Origin of the sequence: Pedobacter sp. D749, from assembly GCF_019317285.1 — a bacterium.
Lineage (GTDB): Bacteria > Bacteroidota > Bacteroidia > Sphingobacteriales > Sphingobacteriaceae > Pedobacter.
This window is the reverse complement of sequence record NZ_CP079218.1, coordinates 300606-324489: the sequence shown is the minus strand read 5'-3', so window position 1 is coordinate 324489 and position 23884 is coordinate 300606. Positions and strand designations below refer to the sequence as shown.

Here is a 23884-nt window from a genome sequence, read left to right as displayed (position 1 = left end):
CTCTTCGAAAACTCGACAATCAGTTAGACGGGACCAAAAACATTATTCGCTTACAGCCATCTTCGGTTTGCGAAACAACAAGCCTAGCAGTGAAAAAGCAATTACTGCTGCTGCGCCGATTACATTGAGCCAAAGGAATGAAACAATATCAAACTCATAGACAGCGACAACGGCAATTTCGGACAAGATCGCCGAAATAAATACAATAGGCCCGTTTATCTTTTTAAAATAAAATGCCACTAAAAAAATACCAAGAATTGGCCCGTAGAAAAGTGAACCCAGTACATTAACGGCTTCGATTAGCGAACCCATTTGTGTAGCAAACATGGCAACAGCTATTGAAAAAATGCCCCAGGCTAATGTATGCAAACGGCTATATTTCAGTTCGGTTTCGTCGTCTACTTCTTTTTTAACAAAAATGAGGTGTATATCTTTTAAGGAACAGGCAGCCAGCGAATTTAACGCAGCCGAAATAGAGCCCCAACTGGCCAAAAAGATGACTGCGAAAAGCAGGCCGATCATTCCAACCGGAAGGGTATTCTTTACAAAGTATAAAAAGATATAATTGGTATCGGTTTTCTCTGCATTATAATTCGATTTGTTGATGGCTTCTTCTACCCTGCCGTGCAGTTCTTTCACCTGTTTTTGCGTCGATTTAAAATTTTCTATCGAAGAATTTAGCGATGGTGATTGCTTTTCCTTTTCTTCAAGAATATTTTTTGATTGCTGGTTAAATTTCTGCGCTAACGCATCGTGTTCTTTCTCGAAAGCTGCAGCTTGCTGAGGCTGAGTTTCTTTTAAATACTGGTAGGAACGCTCATTGAAATAAATCGGTGCCGGCTTTAATGAGAAGAAAGCAAATAATAACGCACCGATTAAGAGGATAGCAAACTGCATCGGTATTTTAACCAGTCCATTCAACAGTAATCCCATTTTTGCGTTGGTATTGTCCTTCGCGGTAATGTATCTTCCAACCTGGCTCTGATCTGTGCCGAAGTAAGAAAGTGCAAGAAAAAAACCTCCTATTAAACCACTCCAGATATTGTATTTATCCTTCCAGTCGAAATCGGTGGTAATTACATTCAACTTACCCGATTTTCCGGCCAGGTAAAGCGCATCTTTAAATCCGATTCCATCAGGCATATGCTGCACCAAAAGGTATCCGGCGAAGGCCATGGTACCCAGGATAATTAAAAACTGTAGTTTTTGTGTATGTGCAATTGCTTTTGCGCCACCTACATAAGTATAAATCAATAAAATGCCTCCGGTGAGGATATTGGTTAGGTAAATATTCCAGTTTAAAACGCTCGAGAGGATAATACTTGGTGCATAAATACTAATACCGGTTGATAATCCACGCGAGAACAAAAATAGCAATGAAGTTAAAACCCTTGTCTTTTTATCAAAACGGTTTTCCAGATATTCGTAGGCGGTATATACATTTAACCTTTGAAAAATCGGGATGAAAGTAATGCAGATTACAATCATCGCCAGCGGCAGTCCAAAATAATATTGCACGAAGCGCATCCCATCGGTATAAGCTTGCCCGGGTGCTGATAAAAAAGTAATGGCACTGGCCTGTGTAGCCATAATCCCTAATAGCACAATGTACCATGGCATTTTATTATCGGCCTTTAAATAGGATGCATTGCTTTTCTGCCCGCGACCAATAAAAACGCCATAGGTTACCACAGCAAGTAAAGTAAATATCAGTACAGCCCAATCGATATTACTCATGCCCAGAATTTAGTAAACAGGTAATAAAATACAATCTGAAATACCAGCGCAAGTGCCAAAAGGATATACCAGGTATTCCAGTTTTTAAGTTGATTTTTCATCACTTCCCGGCCGATAAAAAATTAAAGAACAACCTGGCTGCGCCAACATTTCCGGCGGGCAATTGCCTGAAAAATGCCAGAGGCGTATAAATGAAATTTCCCTTGCCATATTTTGCATACAAGGTAGATCCTTGAAGCGGTTCTTCACCGGTATCGTTCATTTCGAAAAGCGGTTCGTATTTGGCATCCCATTGATCAGGGAAATAAGCTCCACGCTCCTGCACCCAGCCTTTAAAATCCTCGGCAGTGATTTTATTCGGATAATTTAAGAGTTTATGGCTAGGATTCAGGAATTTAACCTCTGCATTTTCTTCGGTGACCCTTTTGCCACTAATCGAGAATGGATAAATCCCGAAATCCTGTAAGGCCATGTCCTGTGTGGTATTGTACTGCATTACAATGGTTCCGCCATTTTCTACATAACTACGCAAAGCAGTTTGCCAGTTTTTAATTCTTTTTTCGGTATTGATCACCCTTACACCTGTTACCACAGCATCGTAAGTAGCCAGTTTTGCAGGGCTTAGGATATCCGCTTCTGTCAGTACATCAACCTGTAAACCCGCCTGTCTTAAAAACTCGGGAATCAGGTCTCCTGCCCCTTCAATATATCCAACTTTTTTTGCCAGTATCTTTACATCGCCCTTAATTAACCAGGTTGTTGCCGGAACAAAATACTGTAGGGTTGGCAAATGCGGATACTGAATTAATACCTGTCCTTTTGAATATTCATTCGCTTCTGAAGAGAAAACCGCTTCAAGCTTATTCTGACTTGTTTTTATTTTGGCCAGATCCTCAACCGGGATCAGAAAATCTTTGGTGGTGATGGTATTTTCTGGCAAATTGATCCCCTGGAATGTTTTCACAATCTGGTTGCCAATCTTGAAACTCACCTTACCGTAGTTGATATTTTTGTTTGCTTTTAAACGGAGTGTAACACTTAACGCTTCTTTTTCTTTAGCAAAATAAACAGGCTCGGCAAAACTCAAATCAAGTGGTGGAATGATCCTCAGGGCTTCTACCACATCACCTTTAACAGGATCTAATTTTTTATAAGATAAGGGCAGTTTGATCTCCAATTTTTCATTTTCAATCTTTAGTGACAATAACACATTGATAGGCGATTGCATTTCTGGCAATCCGATTAAGGTATCGTTGGCAACACTGAAAGTCGCAGCGTCTTTTGCTGGTTTTGCCAACCAATAAGGTTCGGTAAGTGCTGCATCGACTGGAATCTGAATTTTACGTTCAATGGTGATCAGCGAATCGTTAGATAGACTCCTGTTCAGGTTATCCGTTTGGTTTAACCAGTTTACACGTTCTAACGTTACCGGAGTGGCTGATCTCGAAATTAAATTTAAACGGAAATTATATCCATTGCCTGCTATAGCTTCAGGCTGGTTTGTGACCACCTCGCCCATAAAACCTGCACTGCTTAAAATGATGTGATCGATAGCGGCAAGTTTATCTTTTCTCAATGCTACATCCTGTAATTCTGCAATTTTATTTCTGAGCATCAACAGCCCATGCAGGCTTTTATCAGGCTGGTTGTAATTAAAAGATAACAAAATAATATCAATCAGTTCATCAATATCGGCTATGCCTTTATCTGACCAGTTCATGTTTAAGCCATCAAAAAGAGTTCTCTTGGCTGGATCGCCCAAAACATTGGTAAAATATTCAGAACGTACACCGGCCACCGATTGTGTTCCGGCTCCCTGGCTTTTATGCAGACTTCGGCTTAAACCCGCCAACTCGCCATAGCCCATACCCAACTGGGCATCATACTGTCCAACAGTTGCCTTTAATTGATTTTCTGCTGTGGTATTAACTGAACCAAACCTAAAGGTATTCCATAACAATCTTTTTGGCTGCCAAACCGAAACATACTTCAGCTGATTGGGAAACATATTTTTATCGGCAGCAGCCTTAAATGCTTTTTCGGCAACAACTGCAGAAGCTGCGTGTTGTCCGTGCCCCGCAGCAGCAGTTGGCGGGAAACGGCAGATAATCACATCGGGTCTGAATTTTCTGATCACCCAAACCACATCTGCAGTAATGCTATCGGCATCCCACTGTTTAAAAGTATCATTGGTATTCTTAGAAAAGCCAAAATCAATTGCCCTGGTGAAAAATTGTTGCGCACCATCTAATCTACGGGCTTCCAAAAGTTCGTGTGTTCTGATCAGGCCCAATGCCGCACCTTGTTCGGTACCCAAAAGGTTTTGCCCGCCATCTCCCCTGGTAAGGGATAAATAAGCTGTCTCTACATTTTGATCGTTAATTAACCACGAAAGTAAACCTGTATTTTCATCATCGGGATGGGCCGCTAAATATAAAACCTTAGGCAGGTGTTTTAAGGTTTTGAGTTCTCTATAAATCTCTGAAGATTTTGCCGGGCGAACTTGTTGCGCCGCACAGAACATTACCGGTAAACATAGTGTGAATATGGCAGTTAATCTTTTGAACATATTATTTGTTTTGCGAAATTCAAATATGCTCAAAAAGCTTTTACTTTAGTGCCTCCGAAACGAAAAAGGTACAAAAAATGGCGTTTCTCCGATTTACAATCCTTTAAAAACAGATTCGAGCAGACGGATGTAAAGGCTTATTCCTTCTTCAATTTCTTCAATCAGGACAAACTCATCTGCAGTATGCGATCTGGCCGATTCTCCAGGCCCCATTTTTACAGAAGGCATCGTCAGCCAGCCCTGATCCGAACTGGTAGGGGAAACATAGGTTTTTCTGCCTAGCTTTAGTCCTGCCACTACCAGCGGATGTAACACATCGATGTTGGAAGGACTGAGCACATTAGGACGGACGTTAAAACTGCACAAGGTATGGTTGATGATGACATTCAGGATCTCCCGTGGAGTATAGTTATGATCGAAACGGATATCGACCGTAAAATGGCATTCGCCAGGTATAATATTATGCTGCAAACCTGCGTGTATTTCTGTAACAGTCATTTTTACCGGAGCAGGCAAATGGTCTTCAATCGGAAACTGAAAATGCGAAAACCAATCGATATCCCTGATGGCTTTGTAAATAGCGTTGTCACCTTCATCTCTTGCAGCATGTCCTGATCGACCTTTGGCTACACAATCAATTACCATCGAGCCTTTTTCGGCAATAGCCATTTGCATACCTGTTGGCTCGCCAACTATGGCAAAAGAAATGGGTTTGAGGTCATCCAAAATACTCCTGATGCCGTTTAAACCAGAATTCTCTTCTTCTCCGGTGGCCGCCAAACATAAATTAAAACCAAGATCAGTCGATTCATAAAAATAAATAAAGGTGGAAATAAGCGATACCAGCGAAGCGCCCGCATCGTTACTGCCTAAGCCATGTATTTTTTCGTCGTAGATAGTGGCCTGGAAAGGATTTAATGTATATTGCTCATTCGGCTTTACCGTATCATGGTGCGAATTGAGCAGAATAGTCGGTTTTGCATGGTCGAAATACTTACTGTAACACCATACATTATTGTTTTTGCGGATGGTATTAATGCCATGTTTAGCCAGATAAGCTTCTATTTCATTGGCAGTACCCTGCTCTGAACCACTAAAAGACGGTATGGCGATTAAAGCAGACAAAAGTTCTATCGCTTCGTTGTACAATTGGTTTAAATCAGGACGACTGATCAGTTGTTTTTCTACAGTGTTCATAACGGTATATTAAATGCTTTTAAGGCTGTGGTTTTGTTTCAATTGCAGGGTATTTTCGGCACTTGCGATAATCTGATCTATATATTCGGGGCTGAACAGCATGGCTGTGCATAAACAGTTACTTCTATTTTTGCTTTCGAGGATAGCATAGTTCACACAGCTTTTGCAACCTTCCCAGAAGGTAGTATCCTGCGTAATCTGTGCGAAGGTTACAGGCTCGAATCCCAGTTGACTATTCATTTTCATAATTGCTGCGCCAGAAGTAATACTGAATATTTTGGCTTCTGGATACAAACGACGGGAGAGGCTGAAAATCCGGTTTTTAATACTTTTGGCAACCCCTGAGTTTCTGAATTTAGGAGCAACAATTAATCCTGAGTTGGAGATGAAAGTATTTTTTTGCCAGCTTTCAAAATAAGAAAAACCAACCCATTCGCCACCAGCAGTTACTGCGATAACGGCTTTCCCGGCATTAATTTTTTCGACAACGCAAGCCGGCGTTCTTTTCGCAATCCCAGAACCTCTTAACAATGCTGAGTTTTGTGTTTCTGCTACAATTTCATCTGCATATTTTGCATCTGCGCTGGTTGCCACCCTGACAAAAATTATTGAATTGTTCATTTTAATAAAATTTCATATCTGCCAATCATCAAAAGCGATACCCAGGCGGAGTAAAGAAAATTAAAACACTGATTATCAATGCAAAAATTTAAACAAACAGATCACATTTCGGTAAGCATGAGCAAAATCCTACCATTTTGAAAAGCTTTTTACCATATTGAAAAGTTATTCTTTTTCTCAGCTTTGATTGGTTGACTTCCGAACTAAGACCAAAGAGTTCAATTAACACAATTGTTAATTATTCGGTATATTTATTGTTAATATTGCAGCATAAAATTAACCTATGAATGGGATGGTCCTCATCATTGATGATGAAAAGAAAATTTGCAGTTTACTTTCCAGGATTATAGAGCTCGAAGGTTTTAAAACCTTACAGGCCAATACTGGAAAAGAAGGACTAAAGCTTTTAAAAAGTAATGATGTTAGTATTGTCATCAGTGATGTAAAGCTTCCAGATGTAAATGGTGTTGCGCTGGTTAAAGATATCAAAGCCATAAAACCCTACGTAGAGATTATTAACCTTACTGCTTATGGTACCATTGCCGATGGCGTTCTGGCGATTAAAAATGGAGCATTTGACTATCTGGTAAAAGGCGACGATAACGAGAAAATTATTCCACTTTTATATAAAGCGATGGATAAATCAAATCTCCAGCGAAGGGTTTCCGATCTCGAAAACAAAATCACCAGGAAACATAGCTTTGATACGATTATCGGTCAATCAAAAACGTTAAAGGAAGCCATTGATCTAGCAAAAAAAGTAAGTACAACCGATACGACAGTTTTATTGCTTGGTGAAACCGGAACAGGAAAAGAAGTTTTTGCACAATCTATCCATTACGAAAGCCCAAGGGCCGCAAAACCATTTGTTGCCTTAAATTGCAGCGGTTTTAGTCCGGATTTATTGGAAAGCGAATTATTCGGATATAAAGCCGGGGCTTTCACAGGTGCCAATAAAGACAAAAAAGGATTGTTGGAAGAAGCGAATGGTGGTACTTTGCTGCTGGATGAAATCGGTGAGATGAACCTCGATTTACAGGCAAAATTGTTGCGTGTTCTGGAAAGTCAGACTTTTATTAAAGTAGGCGATACCCAAACACAACAGGTAAATGTTCGGATTTTAGCAGCTACCAATAAAGATTTAAAAGCAGACGCACTATCAGGAAAATTCCGGTCTGATCTCTATTACCGGCTTTCAGTTTTCACCATCACCCTGCCTCCACTACGTGAGCGTAAAGCCGACATCCCTGCACTGGCCACATATTACCTGAAAGAATTTGCCAATAAGGTAAATCGATCAGCACCAAAAATGGATGATAAAATCTTATCCATATTGAGCGGACACAGTTGGAAAGGAAATATTCGTGAGTTAAAAAACGTAATCGAGCGTTTGGTTATTTTATCAGATGGCGATATGTTAAGTACTGCAGCTCTCCCACCTGAATTCTTTGAGTTTACACCAATAGAAAATGATTATAACCTGCAACAAATAGAAAAACAGCACATTCAAAAGGTCCTTATCCATACTAAAGGAAACAAAACTGAAACTTCAAGGTTATTGGGAATCGGTTTAACTACACTTTACCGAAAAATAGAGGAATATCAGATAAGGGAGGTTTGAAGGATGGAAGGTTGAGGGGGCGGAAGGTTTTAGATGCATAAACCTGGCCAGGCAATACTTGTACGGTCAGATATTCTGATCTAATAGATACTATATTTAGCCGATAAGTGTTGAAAGGCTTAAAGTTGGAATGGTGTAAGTTGCAATTTTCGTCTCAAATCTCAGATCTAACGTCTCAGATCTCACATCCTAAGCGCCAAACCTGATCCACCTATCGCCTTCATGGCCAAAAATAAAGGAACCTGGATGCAACATTTCAGCAATATCTTCTATCAGGGAAACGGCATTTTCGGCATTTCTCTCGCGTTCTACATCATCGTTTAACAGAATGATCCGGTTGTTTTTTACGGCTGGCCAATCGGCATCCAATACCGAAGGTACTTCCCGCATTAAATCGGTAAGCGTTTTGCCTGGCTGATAATAAATAATAAAAACGGCACTTAAAATATCGGTTTCCAACATGCCTCCTGCTAATGCAATTTCTTCTGACAACAGATAGTCTGGATAATTACCGGTATCTATACAGGCTACAGGCATTTTATCCATAAATTTAATCTTGTGTTCCACTAAATCTAAACGTTCCTGCAATTCTTCCTGTTTAGCTTCATCGAGGCCAATAAATAAATCGTTTAAAAAAGACATCTGCATTAAATTTATTAATTTGTGCAAAAATAACATTCCTGATCGCATGAGAGGCTCATTTAAGTATATATTTTGGTTTTTTTGTGTAATCTTATTCTTTTCATGTAAGGAGAATGCTGATCATCATGACAAAAAAGTATTCAACATCAACCTCGATCAGGGTTTAACCTCTATTGATCCGGCTTTTGCACGCAACCAGAATGCCATCTGGATGACTAACCAGATTTTTAATGGTTTGGTACAGATCGATTCATCCTTGCAAACCCTTCCCTGCATAGCCAAAAGCTGGCAGGTTTCAGAAGATGCACTTACCTATACTTTTAACCTGCGGAATGATGTTTACTTTCATGACGATCCTATTTTTAAAAATGGAAAAGGCCGAAAAGTAATTGCAAGCGATTTTGCATACAGTTTTTACAGGTTAATTGATCCAAAAGTGGCCTCGTCGGGTGGGTGGATTTTTAGCGATAAGGTAAAAGATAAAAGCAATTTTATTGCGCTGAACGATTCTACTTTCCAGATTAAACTGGTACGCCCTTTCCCACCCTTTATGAGTTTGCTCACCACCCAATATTGCTCTGTTGTACCTAAAGAAATTGTAGAACATTATGGTAAAGATTTCAGGAGTCATCCCGTTGGTACCGGCCCTTTCAGATTTAAATACTGGAAGGAAGGAGAAATATTGGTGCTTTTAAAAAACGAACATTATTTTGAAAAAGATGAAAAAGGAAAGGCATTACCCTATCTTGATGCGTTGAAAGCCAGCTTTATTACCGATAAACAAAGTGGATTTATGAGTTTCCTGAAAAAGGACCTGGATTTTTACTATAATGTAGATGGCAGTTACCGCGATGATATCCTGACCAAAAGCGGAAAGATGACCTCGAAATACAAAGGAAAATTTACATTAACCAAAAGTCCGTATCTGTGTACCGAGTATGTTGGTATTTTGGTTGATACCAGTCTTTCAATTGTGAAGAATTCGCCGTTGCGCTTAAAAAAAATCAGACAGGCCATCAATTATGCTATAGACCGTGACCGATTGATTAAATACCTGAGAAACGGGATTGGTGTCGCCGCTACATCTGGTTTTATCCCTAAAGGTATGCCTGGTTTTGATAGCCTGGCTGTTAGGGGATATGCCTATAACCCAAAACTTGCTGCCAAACTTTTAGCGGAAGCTGGTTTCCCAGAAGGAAAAGGCATGGGAGAAGTCACCTTAAACACCACTACAACTTATAAAGATCTGATCGAATTTATTCAGGGGCAGCTTACTGCAGTAGGTATTAAAGTTAAAATTGATGTAAGCCCAAGTGCCAGCCTCAGGGATTTAATGTCGAAAAACAGTGTAAACTTTTTCCGTGGTTCCTGGCTGGCCGATTATGGCGATGGAGAGAATTTCCTTTCCATGTTCTACTCAAAAAACAAAGTCCCCTATGGACCAAACTATACCGCTTTTTACAACAAAGAGTTCGATCAGCTGTTCGAAAAAAGCTATTACGAAGCCGATAATGAAAAAAGGTTTGAGCTGTACCGTAAAATGGATCAGATCGTAATGGATTATGCTCCTGTTGTTCCGCTTTTCTACGACCAATCTGTAGTGATGCTGCAAAACAATATTAGCGGGTATTCCTTCAATCCGTTAAGCCTGATGATTTTAAAAAGAATTAAAAAGAAATAGAAGAATCGTCAACTTAAACGTTGTCAGTCTGAGCCTGTCGAAGACCTTTAACAGTCTTCAATAAATATTGTCCTTTAATAAAAAACCATTGACTGATCCTTATAGAAAGATCGTCATCTCGGACGAAGCGCAGCGAAATGGAGAGATCTTTTAACCTGAGTTCGATTAATAATATGCTTAATTAGGTTATTTGGCCCTTGCATGAACGGTCGTCACCCTGAACTTGTTTCAGGGTCTTTATAGCAAGGCGGTTTAACAGGAAAGATGCTGAAATAAATCCGATAACTATCGGATCAGTATAACGAAACGGCTAGCCAATTCGTCCTAATAAAGTACATTAATTTTTAAACATTAATCGAACTCAGGTTTTAAAATTAAATTTAAAGATTTCTCCACTGCGGTCGAAATGACGATACTTCTAATTGATTCAACTCTTTTAAATTCCTCTGGCACTTATATTGGTTTTATACAGTAAACTATCCCTCAGAATGACAATGTGCTTTTGTTTTGCTTTACTAAAACAATATTTACTTATTCTCCATTAACTTCCTTTTAAGAAAATCGGCAGTGGCCTCACTCACCTTAAAACCGTTAGAAAACTTCATCCAGTGGTGGGTATCATCCGGAATAACCAAAAATTCGAATACCATTTTTTTATCCTCTAACCTTTTGGCCAGATCTACACTCTGATTAAAAGCAACATTGCGGTCGTCATCGGCATGGATAATCAATGTTGGTGATGTCCAGGTGTTAATGTAACTCACCGGAGATGATAATTTGGCAATACTTGCGACTAGTGCAGCATCCGGGGCAGGCTCCTTTCCTTCGGTTCCCGGATTGCTAAACCTATAATTTACGCCATGGATATCTACGCCTGCTGCAAACAACTTAGAATCTTTTCCAAGCGCCAGTGCAGTTAAGTAGCCACCATACGAGCCTCCATAAATGCCAATTTTATTTTTATTGATGTTTTTCTGATTTGCTAACCATTCCCCTGCTGCCTTAATATCCTGATATTCTGCTGCTCCCTGTGCCCCGGCATGTAATGGCTTATGAAAATCAAAACCATAACCAATACCCAAACGATAATTTACAGATAAAACCGTAAAACCCATATTCACCAGGTACTGGTTTAACGCATAATCAATGGAGTAATAATCCATCGGGTTCCAGCCCAAAAGCATTTGCCGTTGAGGACCACCATGAACATATACGATTGCTGGCTTGTTTTTAGCTGCTTTTTTAGGAGAAAACAATTGTCCGTATACTGTATTGCCATCAGCTGCCTTGAAATTTACGTGCTTTGGAATTACCATTTCTTTGATGGGGAAATTGTTAGGGATAAGTGATTCGCCGATGAGTTTAACTGACTTTTTATCATTTAAGACAGCAGGTAAAAGCGGGCGTTCTGCTGTAGAACTTAGACAGAAAAAAGTACGGTTATCTCCCGAAATTACCGGATAGGCTTCAATACCTTTGCCAAAACTCAATGCCTCCATGTTTGCCTTATTTACGGATACTTTGTAAATATGCCTCCTGTCTAAATCATCGGCTTCTTTACCTGTGTTTGCTGCAAAAACCAATGTTTTTTTATCATTGTTCAGTTTAACATTTTCAACCGCGAAATTACCCGGGGTAAGCAATAAACGGCCTGATCCATCTGGATTAACGGAATACAAGTGTGGCCAACCATCTTCATATGAAGTGAATATTATTTTACCGTCGGCCCATTGCAAATTCGTACCGCCATCAATCGAAGGATAAGAACCCCTGATTGTTTCGGGAGCTTTCCAAATCTGTTTTCCTTCTCCGGTATTTACGTTAACCGTCCAGATAGCCCAGGGTTGATGTTTTCGCGTTAAAATCGAATCCGTTTCAATACCCGTTCCCGCTGTGCGGATAAAAGCAATCGCATGGCCATCTGGTGACCAAACTGGTGCGCTATCTTTAGAAAAAGATGGTAATAACCACTGTATCGCGGTTTGCTGATCGGTATAAATACCTATAAAAGAATGATCTGCCCTGTTAGAAACAAACACAATCTTCTTTCCATCTGGCGACCATTTATAACCTGTGTTGACGCCTTTTGCGTAAAACAAGTTTTTTGCGGAAAACGATCCATCAATCGGGGCAACCACCACCTGACCTGCTTTACTAAACAACACCTGTTCGCTGTTTGGTGAAATAACAGGGTTATCTCCTTCACCTATTGCAATAACTTTTCCACCGCCAAAAGGCACAGCAAACACTTGTATTTTTGGTGCAATTGGAGATGAATTTGCGTTAACCGGTCCGCCATCTCTGCCACCATGATCGCCGCCACGTACAAATACAATCCATTTGCCATTTGCAGAAACAGATAAACTGGTTAATTCCTGCCCGTCATCATCATGATAACTGGTATTTTTTATTGCTTTGTAATCAGGCGCTTCAGCAGTATAAATATTTCTTTTTCCCTGTTCGTTTGCGGCCCAGGTTATTTTAGCGCCAACAGGCGAGGCTACCAATTGTGTAGGAAAAGGATAACTTAAAACTGATTTCAGTGTAAAGTTTTGCGCAGAAATTTTAGCGGCAGATATTTGCAGGAGCAGGATAAGCAGCGATTTTTTCATTACTTAATATTGAGCAGATAAATTAAAAAAAGCCCTAACCGATGTGCAGTTAGGACTCTGATTATTGTTTTTTATAAGAATGTTACTGATCCCACCACAGTTTGGTTGTTCTTTCCACATCTGCAGGAACATTGGATCCATTCTTGCTTCTTTCTCCCTGTGGATAATCCAAACGGCGGATAAAATCGGTTAATGCAGCATTTACGGGAAGCGTAAAATCTTTATATTTATAATCATATCTGCGCGCATCGTTCCAGGCTTCAGGATTTAAATAGGTTGCGATATATTTTTCTTTAAAAATCAAGTCTTTTGTTAAGGCCGCAGCACCAACATTAACTACCGGATCGGCCAGATAGGCATCTCTTGCAGTAGTCGAAACCGTTAATTTATCCATATTAGCACCAATACCAGCCAGATAAGCTGCGTACGCTTTCGTTTTATCGGTATCGAAATAAGCTTCAGCTTCGATAAATTTTAGCTCGGCATAGGTAACAATAAGTATTGGTGATGTGTTGCTGGTCCATGGAGAGTTACTCGATATATAACATTCATCTTTCGTGGTGTTCGCACCAGGCAATCGGTTACCTGCTCCATTTACGGTTCCGATGTAAGTATTATTAACGGTTTTATCGGTAATTTTTTCGATGCGTGGGTCAAAAACGGTAAAAGTTGTACCGTTTAAGGCATCAATAAATTGCTCAGAAAGCCACCCACCCAGCGATTGTTGCGAATTGGATAGTGCCACATTGGCCCATGGATTACGCTCTTTAAAAGTAGCCATACCGGCATCATCTGCATTTGTGGTAAAGGAATTACTCAGCGCTGCCAATACTGCTGTGGGATTATAAGAACTGGTTTTACTAATTTTGTTCAATAATCTGGCTTTTAAAGCATAAGCCATTTTTAACCAGTTTGCCCTTTCGGTGGCAGGAGTTTTTCCATAAATTAAATCGCTTGTAGGGGCCAGTTTAACTGTTGCATTGGTTTTGGCAAGTTCAGCAATGGCTTCATCCAATAGTACGATGGCCTGGTTATATACCTCCTGCTGTTTGTCGTACTTTGGCTTAAGGTTGTTGATATCGAAAGCTTGCGAAAACGGAGCATCTCCCCATAAATCATTTACCAGGGTAAGGTTATAGGCAATAATCACATCGGCCACACCTTTATATTCGCTTGAGCCTTGAGTAACTGCCAGTTTTTTCATTTCATTAGCATCGGCCATGGCAAAATAAAGTGCATCCCAGGTAGTGCTAAAATCAATGGCCTGATAGGTATCACCAGCGGCGTTAGCTGAAGGACTGGCAGTATATTGTACATAAGGAGCAACAATACTTCCGATAAGGAAATTGTTATTTCCGATTTTGTAAGTTGATGTAGCCAACAATGCATTGAGTGTCGGCACAGGAACCTGATTCGGATTATCTGACAATTTATCTAAATAATCGTCTTTACAACTCTGCAAACCTAGTGTTGCAATTAGAGCTGCGCACCATGTATATTTTATAATTTTTTGCATCGTAATTTTATTTAAAAACCAACATTAAGAGTAAACATAATTGTACGGGCAGATGGATAGGTAAATCCGGCAGAGCCATCATTATTACTACCCGAATCGAAAGAACTCGACTCCGGATCTACACCATAATATTTCGTCCACAACCATAAATTATTTCCGGTAACGGACAGTGAAGCATTTTTGATTGATTTAGCCGGCAACCAGTTCTCCGGTAAATTATACGTTAAACTTGCAGAACGTAAACGTACCCATGAGGCATCGCTTACAAACGGCTCAGAAACGTTCCGGTAGTAGATACGGTAATAACCTTCTCCATAATTAACACCATCTACGGTATTCTGTCCCAGCCATACCGGTTTGGTGTTTGGTGTTCCATTGGCTAATACACCATCAAATACCTTATACGACCTTCTGTCAGCAGTATAATCAGGCAATCCGAAGGCCGAATAAAAATCTTCTAACCAGTTGTATTTCTCAAATCCTAAACGTGCATCAAACAATACATTTAAACTGAAATTTTTGTATTTGAAAGTATTGCCCATACCGACGATATAGTTTGGCTGCGAATTACCCAGTAATTTTTGCTTGCCCCCTGAAATGCTCGGGAATCCATTTGCTCCAATCAGTAACGGAAGATTTTTATCCAGTACAATCGGATCTTCTGGGGTACTTCCATAATAACGGTTAAAATAACTGCCATAAATATTGCCATAAGGCTGCCCCTGGATCAGTTTCATCGTTACTCCGGCATTGCCATAACCTCTAGCGGTACCGTAAACAATTTCCGATATGCCATTAGGCATACTCAATACCATGTTTCTGTTGGCCGAAAAATTAACATTTACATCCCACCTGAAATCTTTTGATACAATTGGTTTACCATTTAATACCAGCTCAACTCCCCTGTTCCTGATATCGCCGGCATTGATTGATTTGGTTACATAACCTACTGCCGAAGAAACCTGCGTTTGGATGATCTGATCTTTGCTTAATGAATAATAGTATGTAAAATCGAAACCTAAACGATTTTTAAAGAACGACATCTCTAAACCAGCCTCATAGGTATTGGTGAACTCAGGACGAAGACCGGGATTACCAAGATTTGGCGCAATGGTTAAACCACCTGTTCCAGTTGGCAACTGGGTATAAGGCGAATATCCGGTAAATGTAGAATACTCGGATGCATCCTTTCCTATCCTTGCATAAGATAAACGCAACTTGGCCTGATTAATGACTGCAGGTAACTTAAACTGATCGGAAAATACATAACTTAAACTTGCTGAAGGATAGAAAAACGATCTGCTCGCTTTTGGTAGCGTAGAAGTGATGTCATTTCTTCCGGTTACGGTTAGGAAAAGATAATTTTTGTAATCAAAAGTCGCTTCTCCGAAATAACCGATCAGTCTTTTTTGTTTCAGGGTCTGCGTTGGTGTAAGTACACCCGCATTTGCTAAATTAAAGAAATCGTACACACCAAGAATACTGCCTAAAGTACCGACCTCTTTCGATTTACGGTCGTAAAGCTCTTGCCCAAGCCTTAAAGTTCCTGTAATATCATCCGTTAGTTTAGAAGTAAGTGTGGCAACGACAGTGCTGTTAATGGTTCTAAACTTGGTATTGTATTCACCATAAAAGCCCTGGGCATTATCATACATGGCTTCAGTTGCATACATTGGTCCGCGGGCAGTGCGCACACGGTTATCATTATAGGTATCTATACCTAAACGGTAAGAAAAATTAAGCCATTTGGCAGGATCGTAACTCAGGCTTGCCCCACCAATAAACCGGTTAACATCGCCTTTAAACCTGTTGTTTGCTGTACCCCAGATTGGATTATTGGTACCGAAGTATTTTTGCGAACCATCTGCATTCTGATAATCTGCTACATCATAACGCGGCGACCAATAAGCCAAACTTTCGCCAAAACGGTCTGCACTGTAAGTATACCCGCCAGAATTGGTGAAATTCATATTTACAGCGGCCTTAAATTTTGGACTGATGGTAAAGTCTGTGTTCAAACGTCCTGAGAAGTTTTTATTATCGGTATTTGGCATCATCCCTTTTTGATACAACTGCGAAACAGAAGAGAAAAATTTAATTGCTTCACTTCCTCCGGCAACCGAAATTGAATTTTTAACCTGCTGACCTGTACCAAAAGCGCGGTCGTAGTTATTGAACAATTGATCAGGGTGGGTCGGATCGATCAGTTTCGCTTCGGCAATGGTTGGCCCCCATCCAGGTCCAATTCCGCCTGGAGGGTTTGTATAAGCACCCAGCACGCCCTGGGTATATTCTGTTTGTACATCCGGCGATTTCAATACTTCATCAAAACCATAACTACTGTTGAAATTAACGCTTACCCCATTCTGCTTGCCTCTTTTAGTAGTAATTACCACAACGCCATTTGCACCTCTTAATCCATAAAGCGCGGTAGCGGCACCTCCTTTTAAAATATTGATGGTTTCAATATCCTCCGGATTAATATCTGAAGCCCTATTGGTTACCCCTCTCGAACCATAAGCGGTTCCATCGGGATTAGCCCCAACAGTAGAGGTAGAGTTATCAATCTGCACCCCATCTATAACATATAAAGGATCGCCGGAAATGTTAGGATCAATTGAGTTAACTCCCCTGATCCGGATACTTGCTCCCTGGCCGGGACCACCACCTGTGCTTGAAATTGTAGCACCTGCAATTTTACCCTGTAATGCATTGAGCAAGTTAGGCTGGTGATTATAATTCAGGTCTTCAGATTTTACAGATTGTGCAGCATAACCTAAAGATTTAGCCTGTCGGGTAATTCCTAATGCAGTTGAAATATTTACTTCCTGTAGATCCTGCGCATCAGAAGCCAGCCCTACATTAACTGTGGTTTTACTGCCAACCGTAATTTCCTGTGTTTTATACCCAATAAGGCTGATGACCAGTACAGCATTAGTTGAGGGTACCTGAATGGTAAAGCTCCCATTGGAATCGGTAGAAGTACCGGTTGTACTGCCCTTGATTTTTACGCTTGCTCCGGGTAATGGACCTCCATCATCAACAGCGGTTATTTTTCCTGTTATGGTTTTTACCTGCGCCATTGTAGATAGGCCTGTCAGTAAAATGCACAGAAAAAAAAGTGAGGTAAAGATTTTTCTCATATCTCAATTATTTAGGTTAAGGATTTGTTAGTTATTGCAATATATGGTTTTTACAAACACAAACACGCACAAAACACGATCAACCGAGCTAAATTCCGTACAATTTTTGATACAAAAAGCCTTTACCTGCAAAAACAGGCAAAAATTCGAGATTAAAAACGCAAAACACTCAAAAAAATTAGCCAAACAACAAAAACAAAAAACCACAACCCTACTTATTGTACAATTCACACTATATACGAATAGCGACTACCCTTAAAGCAAAAAAGTCTTCCCGAATTACCGGAAAGACTTATATTATATAATCAGATTGGATTTTTACTGCTGAACGCCACCGCCCATTCCACTTCCTTGTCCTTGTTGCTGATCTTGCTTCACATCGTCGTTTTTGATTTTTTTCTTCTCTGTGAATTTAAGTTTACCAAAAGTGTAACTAAAGTTTACTGTGTAGTTACGCAATGGGTAATAAATGTTTTGACTTTGATAAATTGTGCCTCTTTGATTAACAGCATTATTAACAGTTTTGATGTGAAGGTCTTTTGTAAAAGGATTTAAAACCCCTAATCCAATACTTCCTTTTTTCTTAAGTATTTCTTTTTTGAATGAGCCACCATAGATATAAAATGGGTCTGTAACACCTTGATAGGTACGTCTTTTAGAAGTTATTACATTAAACAACTCAAAGTTATAACCTTTGCCAAACCCATATGCTGAGCGTACGAACCAGTTGAAGTTAAAGAAAGTACCCGTATTAACATTGGTTTCGTTATTAGTTACAGAATAGGTGTTTCCCGAAAAATTGGTCATTAAAGTCCATTTTGGTTTAAGATTGTACGATGCAAAAACATTAAATCCATAAACGGGAGCAGTACCAACATTTATGTAAGAAGTTAATGTCTTGTTTACACCATTTTCGGTAATTGGTGAAATCGAATTCTCAATTACGCCAACTGTGCGACGGTAAAAAATTGAGGCATTAATTATCGACCCTTTAATAAAAGTATTATATCCTAACTCTAAATTATCACTCAGCTCAGGGTTTAATTGTGGATTACCTTGCATAATATTAAACTGGTCGCTTTCGTTACGGAAAGGATTTAAATAAGATTGCGAAGGTCTTTGTACGCGACGGTTGTAGCTTAGTTTTATTGTAGCTCCACCTTTTAAATTTTGCGAAATAATTGCACTTGGAAATAAGTTCAAATAATCATTTTTCTGAATACCACTACTTTGCGTATTAAAATCTATCCGGGTATATTCAGCTCTAACTCCACCTTTAAATTTTAACTTTTTAGTTAAATCAAAACTGATTACACCATAAGCTGCACCCACATTTTGGTTATATTCAAAATCTTGAGCAGTGTTATCAAACTGACTTTGTATATCGCGTAAAATTGCTTTTGCACCAACTTCTAAAGTTGTTTTTTTGCTGAACGGGTAAGTATAATCTGTTTGAAAGGTATACTCATTATTTTTACCGTTATTATTACTTACTGTTTGCAAACCAGATGGGAATGCAGCCGAAGTAAGTAAATTACTGAAACTTGTAGGTGTTCTGCCATTTGATAATTGTGCAGATACAGAGAATTCCTCTCCTTCTTTTTTACTGGTTTTACGGTAATCTACATTCCAGTCTAAGTTTCTGAAAGTCATATCCATATCTCCAACATTAGATGCTGCCACATTATTGATTAAATAATTTGTTTCACTTGGACCTCCGTTAGAAAAACTATTAAACTTTGCGGTCGTACTAATATTGTTATAAGCATTAAAATCGTAATCCAAACCTACACTACCATTATATCCGTTACGGCTCCATTTAGAAAATCCACTTTGCGAAATATTATTTGTTGTACCATCCAGGTAAGTTGTATTGGTGATAAATTCAGTTTGTGATTTTTGAGCATAAGCTAAATTTGTACCCAAACTTGTATTCACACTTAGTCGGCCTGTTTTTGCTGTTAAATTAAAAGAACCATTATTCTGGCGAGTTCCTGCTGCAGCATTAACTGAACCGCTCACACCCTGAGCATTCGATTTTTTGGTGATGATGTTAATAATACCTCCTGAGCCTTCAGCATCATATTTTGCAGAAGGGCTGGTAATTACTTCAACTGTTTTAATTTGCTCTGCCGGAATCATTTTTAATGCATCAGCAACACTACTGGCCATTGTTCCTGAAGGTTTGCCATTAATTAAAACACGAACAGCACCGCCACGAAGTTGAATATTTCCTGTAGGGTCAACTGAAAGCATTGGTACTTTACGCATTACATCAGTAGCATCGCCGCCAGCATTTGTTCCATCAGCCTCAGCGTTATACACCATTCTGTCGATTTTATTTTCGATAATGGCTTTAGTTCCCTGAACCTGAACATCGGCCAGTGTATTTTCGCTTGATGAAATATAAATTGTACCCATATTATTATCGGGTTTTGATGGTGTGGTACTAACCAAAACAGATTTTGTTTTGTAGCCCATAAAACCGATCATCAATTTGTATGAATCAGGAGAAACGTTCTGTAAACTTAGTTTTCCTTTTTCGTCGGTTACGCCACCATTTACAGATTTGTTGTCTTTTACATTAATTAAAGAAACCGTTGCGTAATCAATTGGTTTTTTAGTTAATGAATCTAGTATGGTTGCAGTAATACGTCCGGTAACGGCAGATTTTTTCGCCCCTCCTCCAAATCCTCCAGTGGGAAACTGGGCATGTGCATTAAAAAATATTCCCAGGGTAAAGGTTAATAGTAAAAGTTTTTTCATTTTAAGAGTAGGTCTTTATTAATTAGTCTGCGCAAATTGCATTTTGTTACAATAATACGCTATACTTTTTACACCAACTCCATTAATTATTCGGCAAACACTATACTTTTACCGGTGAAAGGAATTATAGATGACAAATAATAAAAATAGTTCACTGGTTAATTGTTTAAATCGGTTAACTATTGAAAATGGATAATGGAAATTTTACCCATCTCATCTTTACATTACACGTTTTACCTCGAAATATTATTTGGTCTTGAATAAACCATTTGCATCACATTAATATTCCGCATGGCAAAAGCTGCTTCGCAATAGTTAAGGTAATAATTCCACTTGCGGATAAAGGTTTCATCAAAGCCGAGGGCTTTTACTTTATTCAGGTTTTTATTGAATGCGATAAACCATAAATGAAGTGTACGGGCATAATCTAAACCCATATCTTTCAAATCCACCATGGTTAAATCGCCGGTTTCATTTATTGCTTTGTTTATTGCGGCTACCGAAGGTAAAAGCGAGCCTGGAAAAATGTGCTTCTGAATCCAATCTACACCGTTTCTTAATTTATCATATCTACAATCGGGAGCAGTAATGACCTGAAAGGCAAAAATCCCATCCGGTTTTAATAACTTCTGGCATTTTTCGAAATAGGTTTCTAAATATTGGTGACCCACGGCCTCTAGCATTTCAATAGATACGATTTTATCAAAAGTACCTTCAATTTTGCGGTAATCCTGAATAATGACCGAAACCTGATCTACCAGTCCTTCTGCATGAACACGCTCCATCGCCAATTTTTGCTGTTCTTTAGAAATGGTAACCGAAGTAACTTTACAGCCATAATTTTTGGCTAAAAAAATCGCATTACCGCCCCAACCACTTCCAATTTCCAATACATGGTCGGTGGTTTTTATTTTTAACTGCCTGGCCAGGCGATCGTATTTGGCATATTGCGATTCTTCCAAACTTAAATCTTCAGGGTTAAAATAACCGCTTGAATAAGTCATGGTTTTATCCAGAAAAGTCGCAAAGAAATCGTTGTTCAGATCGTAATGTTCTGAAATATTTTTCTGCGATCCGGCCAAAGTATTTGCCCTGCGCACGTGATAAACCTTGTTTACCCACTTAAAAATATTCAGCGCTATGGAGTTTACCTTGCTCCCGGTAACTGAAGGGGCATTTTCAATATTCAGAATTATCCATTTAATTACGTTGCTAATGTTTTTGGTATCCCAAAGGCCCGAGGTATAGCCTTCGCCGAAACCAATATCGCCATAAAGTGCAATAGATTTAAAGAAATCGGGGTGGTTAACCTGTATATGTGCTTCAATTTTATGTTCACCGCTTCCAAAAACCATTGTTTCGCCACCTGGCAATGCAAGTTCCAATTTGCCTAATGTCATTTTAGAAAGTGCATTAAGCACTACTCTTTCGAAAAAACCCCTTGATGTTCTGGCAGCGGTAAGCGTATTCATAATTTTGAATCTATTTTATTTGTGGTTTATAAGGTTTATATACGTTGCGTTGCAATTCAGGGTTTTCAGCTTTTGGATGAAAAGGTATTTTTTTTATCCAAAGTTTAAGCGCCTGCCAGTGGATCATGCCCATTACCTGTAAAGGTATTAAGGGCATAGAAAAAAAATATCGCAGCAAAGCGGCATTGGTTAATGGCTTTTTCTTACCCATTAATGTACTGATAAAAAACAACTTACCATTCTTATCCAAGTCGTTAATTTTAATATCGAGCGCATCAGCTGGTACTTTTAAGCTAAAATCGAAAGAATCATCGTGATCGATAAACGGTGAAACATAAAAATATTTAGTGGTGATTTTTTTAAAGGTATCGCCATGCAATTCGTCTTTTCCGAAGAAAAAAAGCTTCATTTCGCGGTAGGTATTGCTGATTTCGGCCACACAACATACCGGATTTTCTTCCTCATCAAAGCAGTAATAAAAAGAAACGGGATTAAAATTGTAACCCAGCACATTGAGGTTGGTAAGGAGTTTTATTTTAAGCCTGCTCCCATCAACGCCATGCTCTTTTAAATAATCTTCTACATGCTGACGTGTATTTTTGGTTTGATCAGGATTTTCTTTTGGCAACTGAAGATGTTCGGCATCGCGAAAAGAAAAAAGATTAAATTTATTAAGGCTAAACCAACGGAGCTTTTGCGCAAGCATTTCCAGCTCGTCCAGATCGATATAAAACATATACACGCTGTACCAAAAAGAATGTTTTTTGGGTGCCAGGCGGTGGTGCATGACTTTTGCGGTATAGATGGATGAGTTGATTTGCATTAATATTACAATTTACGAAATTTATGATTGATTTTCATTCTGAGCATCCTGTCATTCTGAGCGCAGCGAAGAATCTTTTAATTAAAGATATCTTCATTAGAAAAGATCCTTCATTGCATTCAGGATGACAAACTGAATTAAACCCCTAATCAAACCAATATTTATCTTACTGGTAATGAACTAACTAAACTAACATCCCCCTACACAGGTCCACTGCGCTTTTATAACCATCTTCATGAAAACCATATTTAAAATAACTTCCGCAATAGTATATCGGGCCGGTTTCGTTTAGCCTGTGCAATTGCTCCTGAGCCTGCATGGCTGGAACATCAAATAAAGGGTGATGGTAATCGATTTCTTTAATGATCTTTTCAGGATTTAATGTTCCTGTTGGGTTAATGGATACAAAGTAGTTCTGCTTTTTAGAAACACCCTGCAAATTATTCATCCAGTAAATGGTGCTGGGCAATAATTTATCGCCCTGTTTTTCTACACGGTAGTTCCAGCTGCTCCAGGCCAGTTTAGCTTTGGGCATCTGCTTTTCATCGGTATGTACAATGGCTTTGTTTAGCTGGTATTTAAATTTAGAAAGGAGTTCGGTTTCGAGCGCTGTTTTATTTTTTACGATTTCGAAAGTCTGGTCCGCATGACTGGCCATAATCACTTTATCGAATTCGAATTTCTCGCCTTTCTGATTTTCCACTTCAACTTTCCCGTTTTCTAATCGCTTTACCGAAACAATTTTGTTGTTGATTTTGATTCTGTCGCGGAATGGTACTATCAGTTTTTCCCGGTAAGCCTGACTGCCATTTTGCAGCGTATACCATTGATGCTGGGTATCTAAACCTAAAAAGCCGTGATTTTTAAAGAAACGGATCAACGTAACTGCCGGGAAATCCAAAATCTGTTCCATTGGGGCACTCCAAACAGCAGCACTCATCGGAATCAAATATTGCCAAAGCATATCCTCACTATAACCAAATGCTTTAAAAAACTGCCCGATCGAATAATCCTGATATTCCGGTTTATCCAAAATTTCGACACTTTGCTTGTTGAAGCGGTTAATCTGCATCAACATTTTTAAATAAGAAATGTTAAACAGGTTTTTCCGCTGTGCAAAAAGATGGTTCAAGCTCGAGCCACTGTATTCTAAATTTTTAGGCAGAAACTGCACACTGAAAGACATGTCGGTTTTAATTACCGGGGCACCAATCTCAGCGAACATTTTTGTCAGGTTTGGATAGGTTTGATAATTAAAAACCATAAAGCCGCTATCCAGGTAAATGGGTTGTCCATCCTCTTCGAGTGTGATGGTATTGGTATGACCACCGATATAATCAGCTTCTTCGAAAAGGGTTATGTCGTATTTATGTTGCAGTTTATGGGCACAACCCATGCCTGCTATTCCGGAGCCGATAATGGCGAGTTTATTCATTGTGATAGATTTGAGATATTAGATGTGAGAAATGAGATTTGAGACGGAT

14 protein-coding genes are annotated in these 23884 nt (G+C 39.3%); 2 read left to right on the top strand and 12 right to left on the bottom strand.

Features of this window, described 5'->3' with window-relative positions:
- Positions 1-42: 42 nt before the first annotated feature.
- The 4 genes from KYH19_RS01245 to KYH19_RS01230 form a co-directional block, all read right to left on the bottom strand.
- Complete coding sequence (locus KYH19_RS01245; protein ID WP_219077272.1) at positions 43-1737, bottom strand: sodium:solute symporter; 1695 nt, start codon at positions 1735-1737, stop codon at positions 43-45.
- Positions 1738-1837: 100 nt separating this feature from the next.
- Complete coding sequence (locus KYH19_RS01240) at positions 1838-4306, bottom strand: PIG-L family deacetylase (protein WP_219077271.1); 2469 nt, start codon at positions 4304-4306, stop codon at positions 1838-1840.
- A gap of 93 nt (positions 4307-4399) precedes the next feature.
- Positions 4400-5503 (bottom strand): M20/M25/M40 family metallo-hydrolase, encoded by a 1104-nt coding sequence (locus tag KYH19_RS01235; protein WP_219077270.1) that lies wholly within the window; start codon positions 5501-5503, stop codon positions 4400-4402.
- Between the two features lie 9 nt (positions 5504-5512).
- Entirely contained in the window at positions 5513-6124 is a 612-nt protein-coding gene (locus KYH19_RS01230) for an N-acetyltransferase (RefSeq protein WP_219077269.1), read from the bottom strand.
- A gap of 283 nt (positions 6125-6407) precedes the next feature.
- On the opposite strand from KYH19_RS01230, the gene KYH19_RS01225 reads away from it, so the two are divergent.
- Positions 6408-7745 (top strand): sigma-54 dependent transcriptional regulator, encoded by a 1338-nt coding sequence (locus KYH19_RS01225; protein WP_219077268.1) that lies wholly within the window; start codon positions 6408-6410, stop codon positions 7743-7745.
- 189 nt (positions 7746-7934) lie between these two features.
- Here the strand turns inward: KYH19_RS01225 and KYH19_RS01220 are convergent, their stop codons facing one another.
- On the bottom strand, positions 7935-8387 hold the full coding sequence (locus tag KYH19_RS01220) for a hypothetical protein (protein ID WP_219077267.1): 453 nt from the start codon (positions 8385-8387) through the stop codon (positions 7935-7937).
- Between the two features lie 46 nt (positions 8388-8433).
- Between KYH19_RS01220 and KYH19_RS01215 the strand changes: the two genes are divergently transcribed.
- Complete coding sequence (locus KYH19_RS01215; protein ID WP_219077266.1) at positions 8434-10068, top strand: ABC transporter substrate-binding protein; 1635 nt, start codon at positions 8434-8436, stop codon at positions 10066-10068.
- Positions 10069-10595: 527 nt separating this feature from the next.
- Here KYH19_RS01215 and KYH19_RS01210 read toward each other — a convergent pair.
- The 7 genes from KYH19_RS01210 to KYH19_RS01180 all read right to left on the bottom strand — a co-directional run bounded on the left by KYH19_RS01210 (position 10596) and on the right by KYH19_RS01180 (position 23835).
- Positions 10596-12680 (bottom strand): prolyl oligopeptidase family serine peptidase, encoded by a 2085-nt coding sequence (locus tag KYH19_RS01210; RefSeq protein ID WP_219077265.1) that lies wholly within the window; start codon positions 12678-12680, stop codon positions 10596-10598.
- Positions 12681-12762: 82 nt separating this feature from the next.
- On the bottom strand, positions 12763-14196 hold the full coding sequence (locus KYH19_RS01205) for a SusD/RagB family nutrient-binding outer membrane lipoprotein (protein WP_219077264.1): 1434 nt from the start codon (positions 14194-14196) through the stop codon (positions 12763-12765).
- An 11-nt stretch (positions 14197-14207) separates the two neighbouring features.
- Positions 14208-17339 (bottom strand): SusC/RagA family TonB-linked outer membrane protein, encoded by a 3132-nt coding sequence (locus KYH19_RS01200; RefSeq protein WP_255562523.1) that lies wholly within the window; start codon positions 17337-17339, stop codon positions 14208-14210.
- 318 nt (positions 17340-17657) lie between these two features.
- The gene (locus KYH19_RS01195) at positions 17658-20105 is read right to left on the bottom strand and encodes a TonB-dependent receptor domain-containing protein (protein ID WP_219077263.1); all 2448 of its coding nucleotides are present in this window, start codon (positions 20103-20105) and stop codon (positions 17658-17660) included.
- Between the two features lie 233 nt (positions 20106-20338).
- Positions 20339-21577 (bottom strand): cyclopropane-fatty-acyl-phospholipid synthase family protein, encoded by a 1239-nt coding sequence (locus KYH19_RS01190; protein WP_219077262.1) that lies wholly within the window; start codon positions 21575-21577, stop codon positions 20339-20341.
- Between the two features lie 10 nt (positions 21578-21587).
- Positions 21588-22400, bottom strand: coding sequence for a DUF1365 domain-containing protein (locus KYH19_RS01185; RefSeq protein ID WP_219077261.1), 813 nt, complete (start codon positions 22398-22400; stop codon positions 21588-21590).
- A gap of 184 nt (positions 22401-22584) precedes the next feature.
- Entirely contained in the window at positions 22585-23835 is a 1251-nt protein-coding gene (locus KYH19_RS01180; RefSeq protein WP_219077260.1) for an NAD(P)/FAD-dependent oxidoreductase, read from the bottom strand.
- Positions 23836-23884 lie beyond the last annotated feature (49 nt).

What these genes read in the sequence shown, in the direction of transcription:
- KYH19_RS01190 (WP_219077262.1), bottom strand. Translation starts at nt 21,577, where the DNA reads ATGAATACGCTTACCGCTGCCAGAACATCAAGGGGTTTTTTCGAAAGA.
- KYH19_RS01220 (WP_219077267.1), bottom strand. Translation starts at nt 8,387, where the DNA reads ATGTCTTTTTTAAACGATTTATTTATTGGCCTCGATGAAGCTAAACAG.
- KYH19_RS01215 (WP_219077266.1), top strand. Translation starts at nt 8,434, where the DNA reads ATGAGAGGCTCATTTAAGTATATATTTTGGTTTTTTTGTGTAATCTTA.
- KYH19_RS01240 (WP_219077271.1), bottom strand. Translation starts at nt 4,306, where the DNA reads ATGTTCAAAAGATTAACTGCCATATTCACACTATGTTTACCGGTAATG.
- KYH19_RS01230 (WP_219077269.1), bottom strand. Translation starts at nt 6,124, where the DNA reads ATGAACAATTCAATAATTTTTGTCAGGGTGGCAACCAGCGCAGATGCA.
- KYH19_RS01235 (WP_219077270.1), bottom strand. Translation starts at nt 5,503, where the DNA reads ATGAACACTGTAGAAAAACAACTGATCAGTCGTCCTGATTTAAACCAA.
- KYH19_RS01185 (WP_219077261.1), bottom strand. Translation starts at nt 22,400, where the DNA reads ATGCAAATCAACTCATCCATCTATACCGCAAAAGTCATGCACCACCGC.
- KYH19_RS01210 (WP_219077265.1), bottom strand. Translation starts at nt 12,680, where the DNA reads ATGAAAAAATCGCTGCTTATCCTGCTCCTGCAAATATCTGCCGCTAAA.
- KYH19_RS01245 (WP_219077272.1), bottom strand. Translation starts at nt 1,737, where the DNA reads ATGAGTAATATCGATTGGGCTGTACTGATATTTACTTTACTTGCTGTG.
- KYH19_RS01225 (WP_219077268.1), top strand. Translation starts at nt 6,408, where the DNA reads ATGAATGGGATGGTCCTCATCATTGATGATGAAAAGAAAATTTGCAGT.
- KYH19_RS01205 (WP_219077264.1), bottom strand. Translation starts at nt 14,196, where the DNA reads ATGCAAAAAATTATAAAATATACATGGTGCGCAGCTCTAATTGCAACA.
- KYH19_RS01180 (WP_219077260.1), bottom strand. Translation starts at nt 23,835, where the DNA reads ATGAATAAACTCGCCATTATCGGCTCCGGAATAGCAGGCATGGGTTGT.
- KYH19_RS01195 (WP_219077263.1), bottom strand. Translation starts at nt 20,105, where the DNA reads ATGAAAAAACTTTTACTATTAACCTTTACCCTGGGAATATTTTTTAAT.
- KYH19_RS01200 (WP_255562523.1), bottom strand. Translation starts at nt 17,339, where the DNA reads ATGAGAAAAATCTTTACCTCACTTTTTTTTCTGTGCATTTTACTGACA.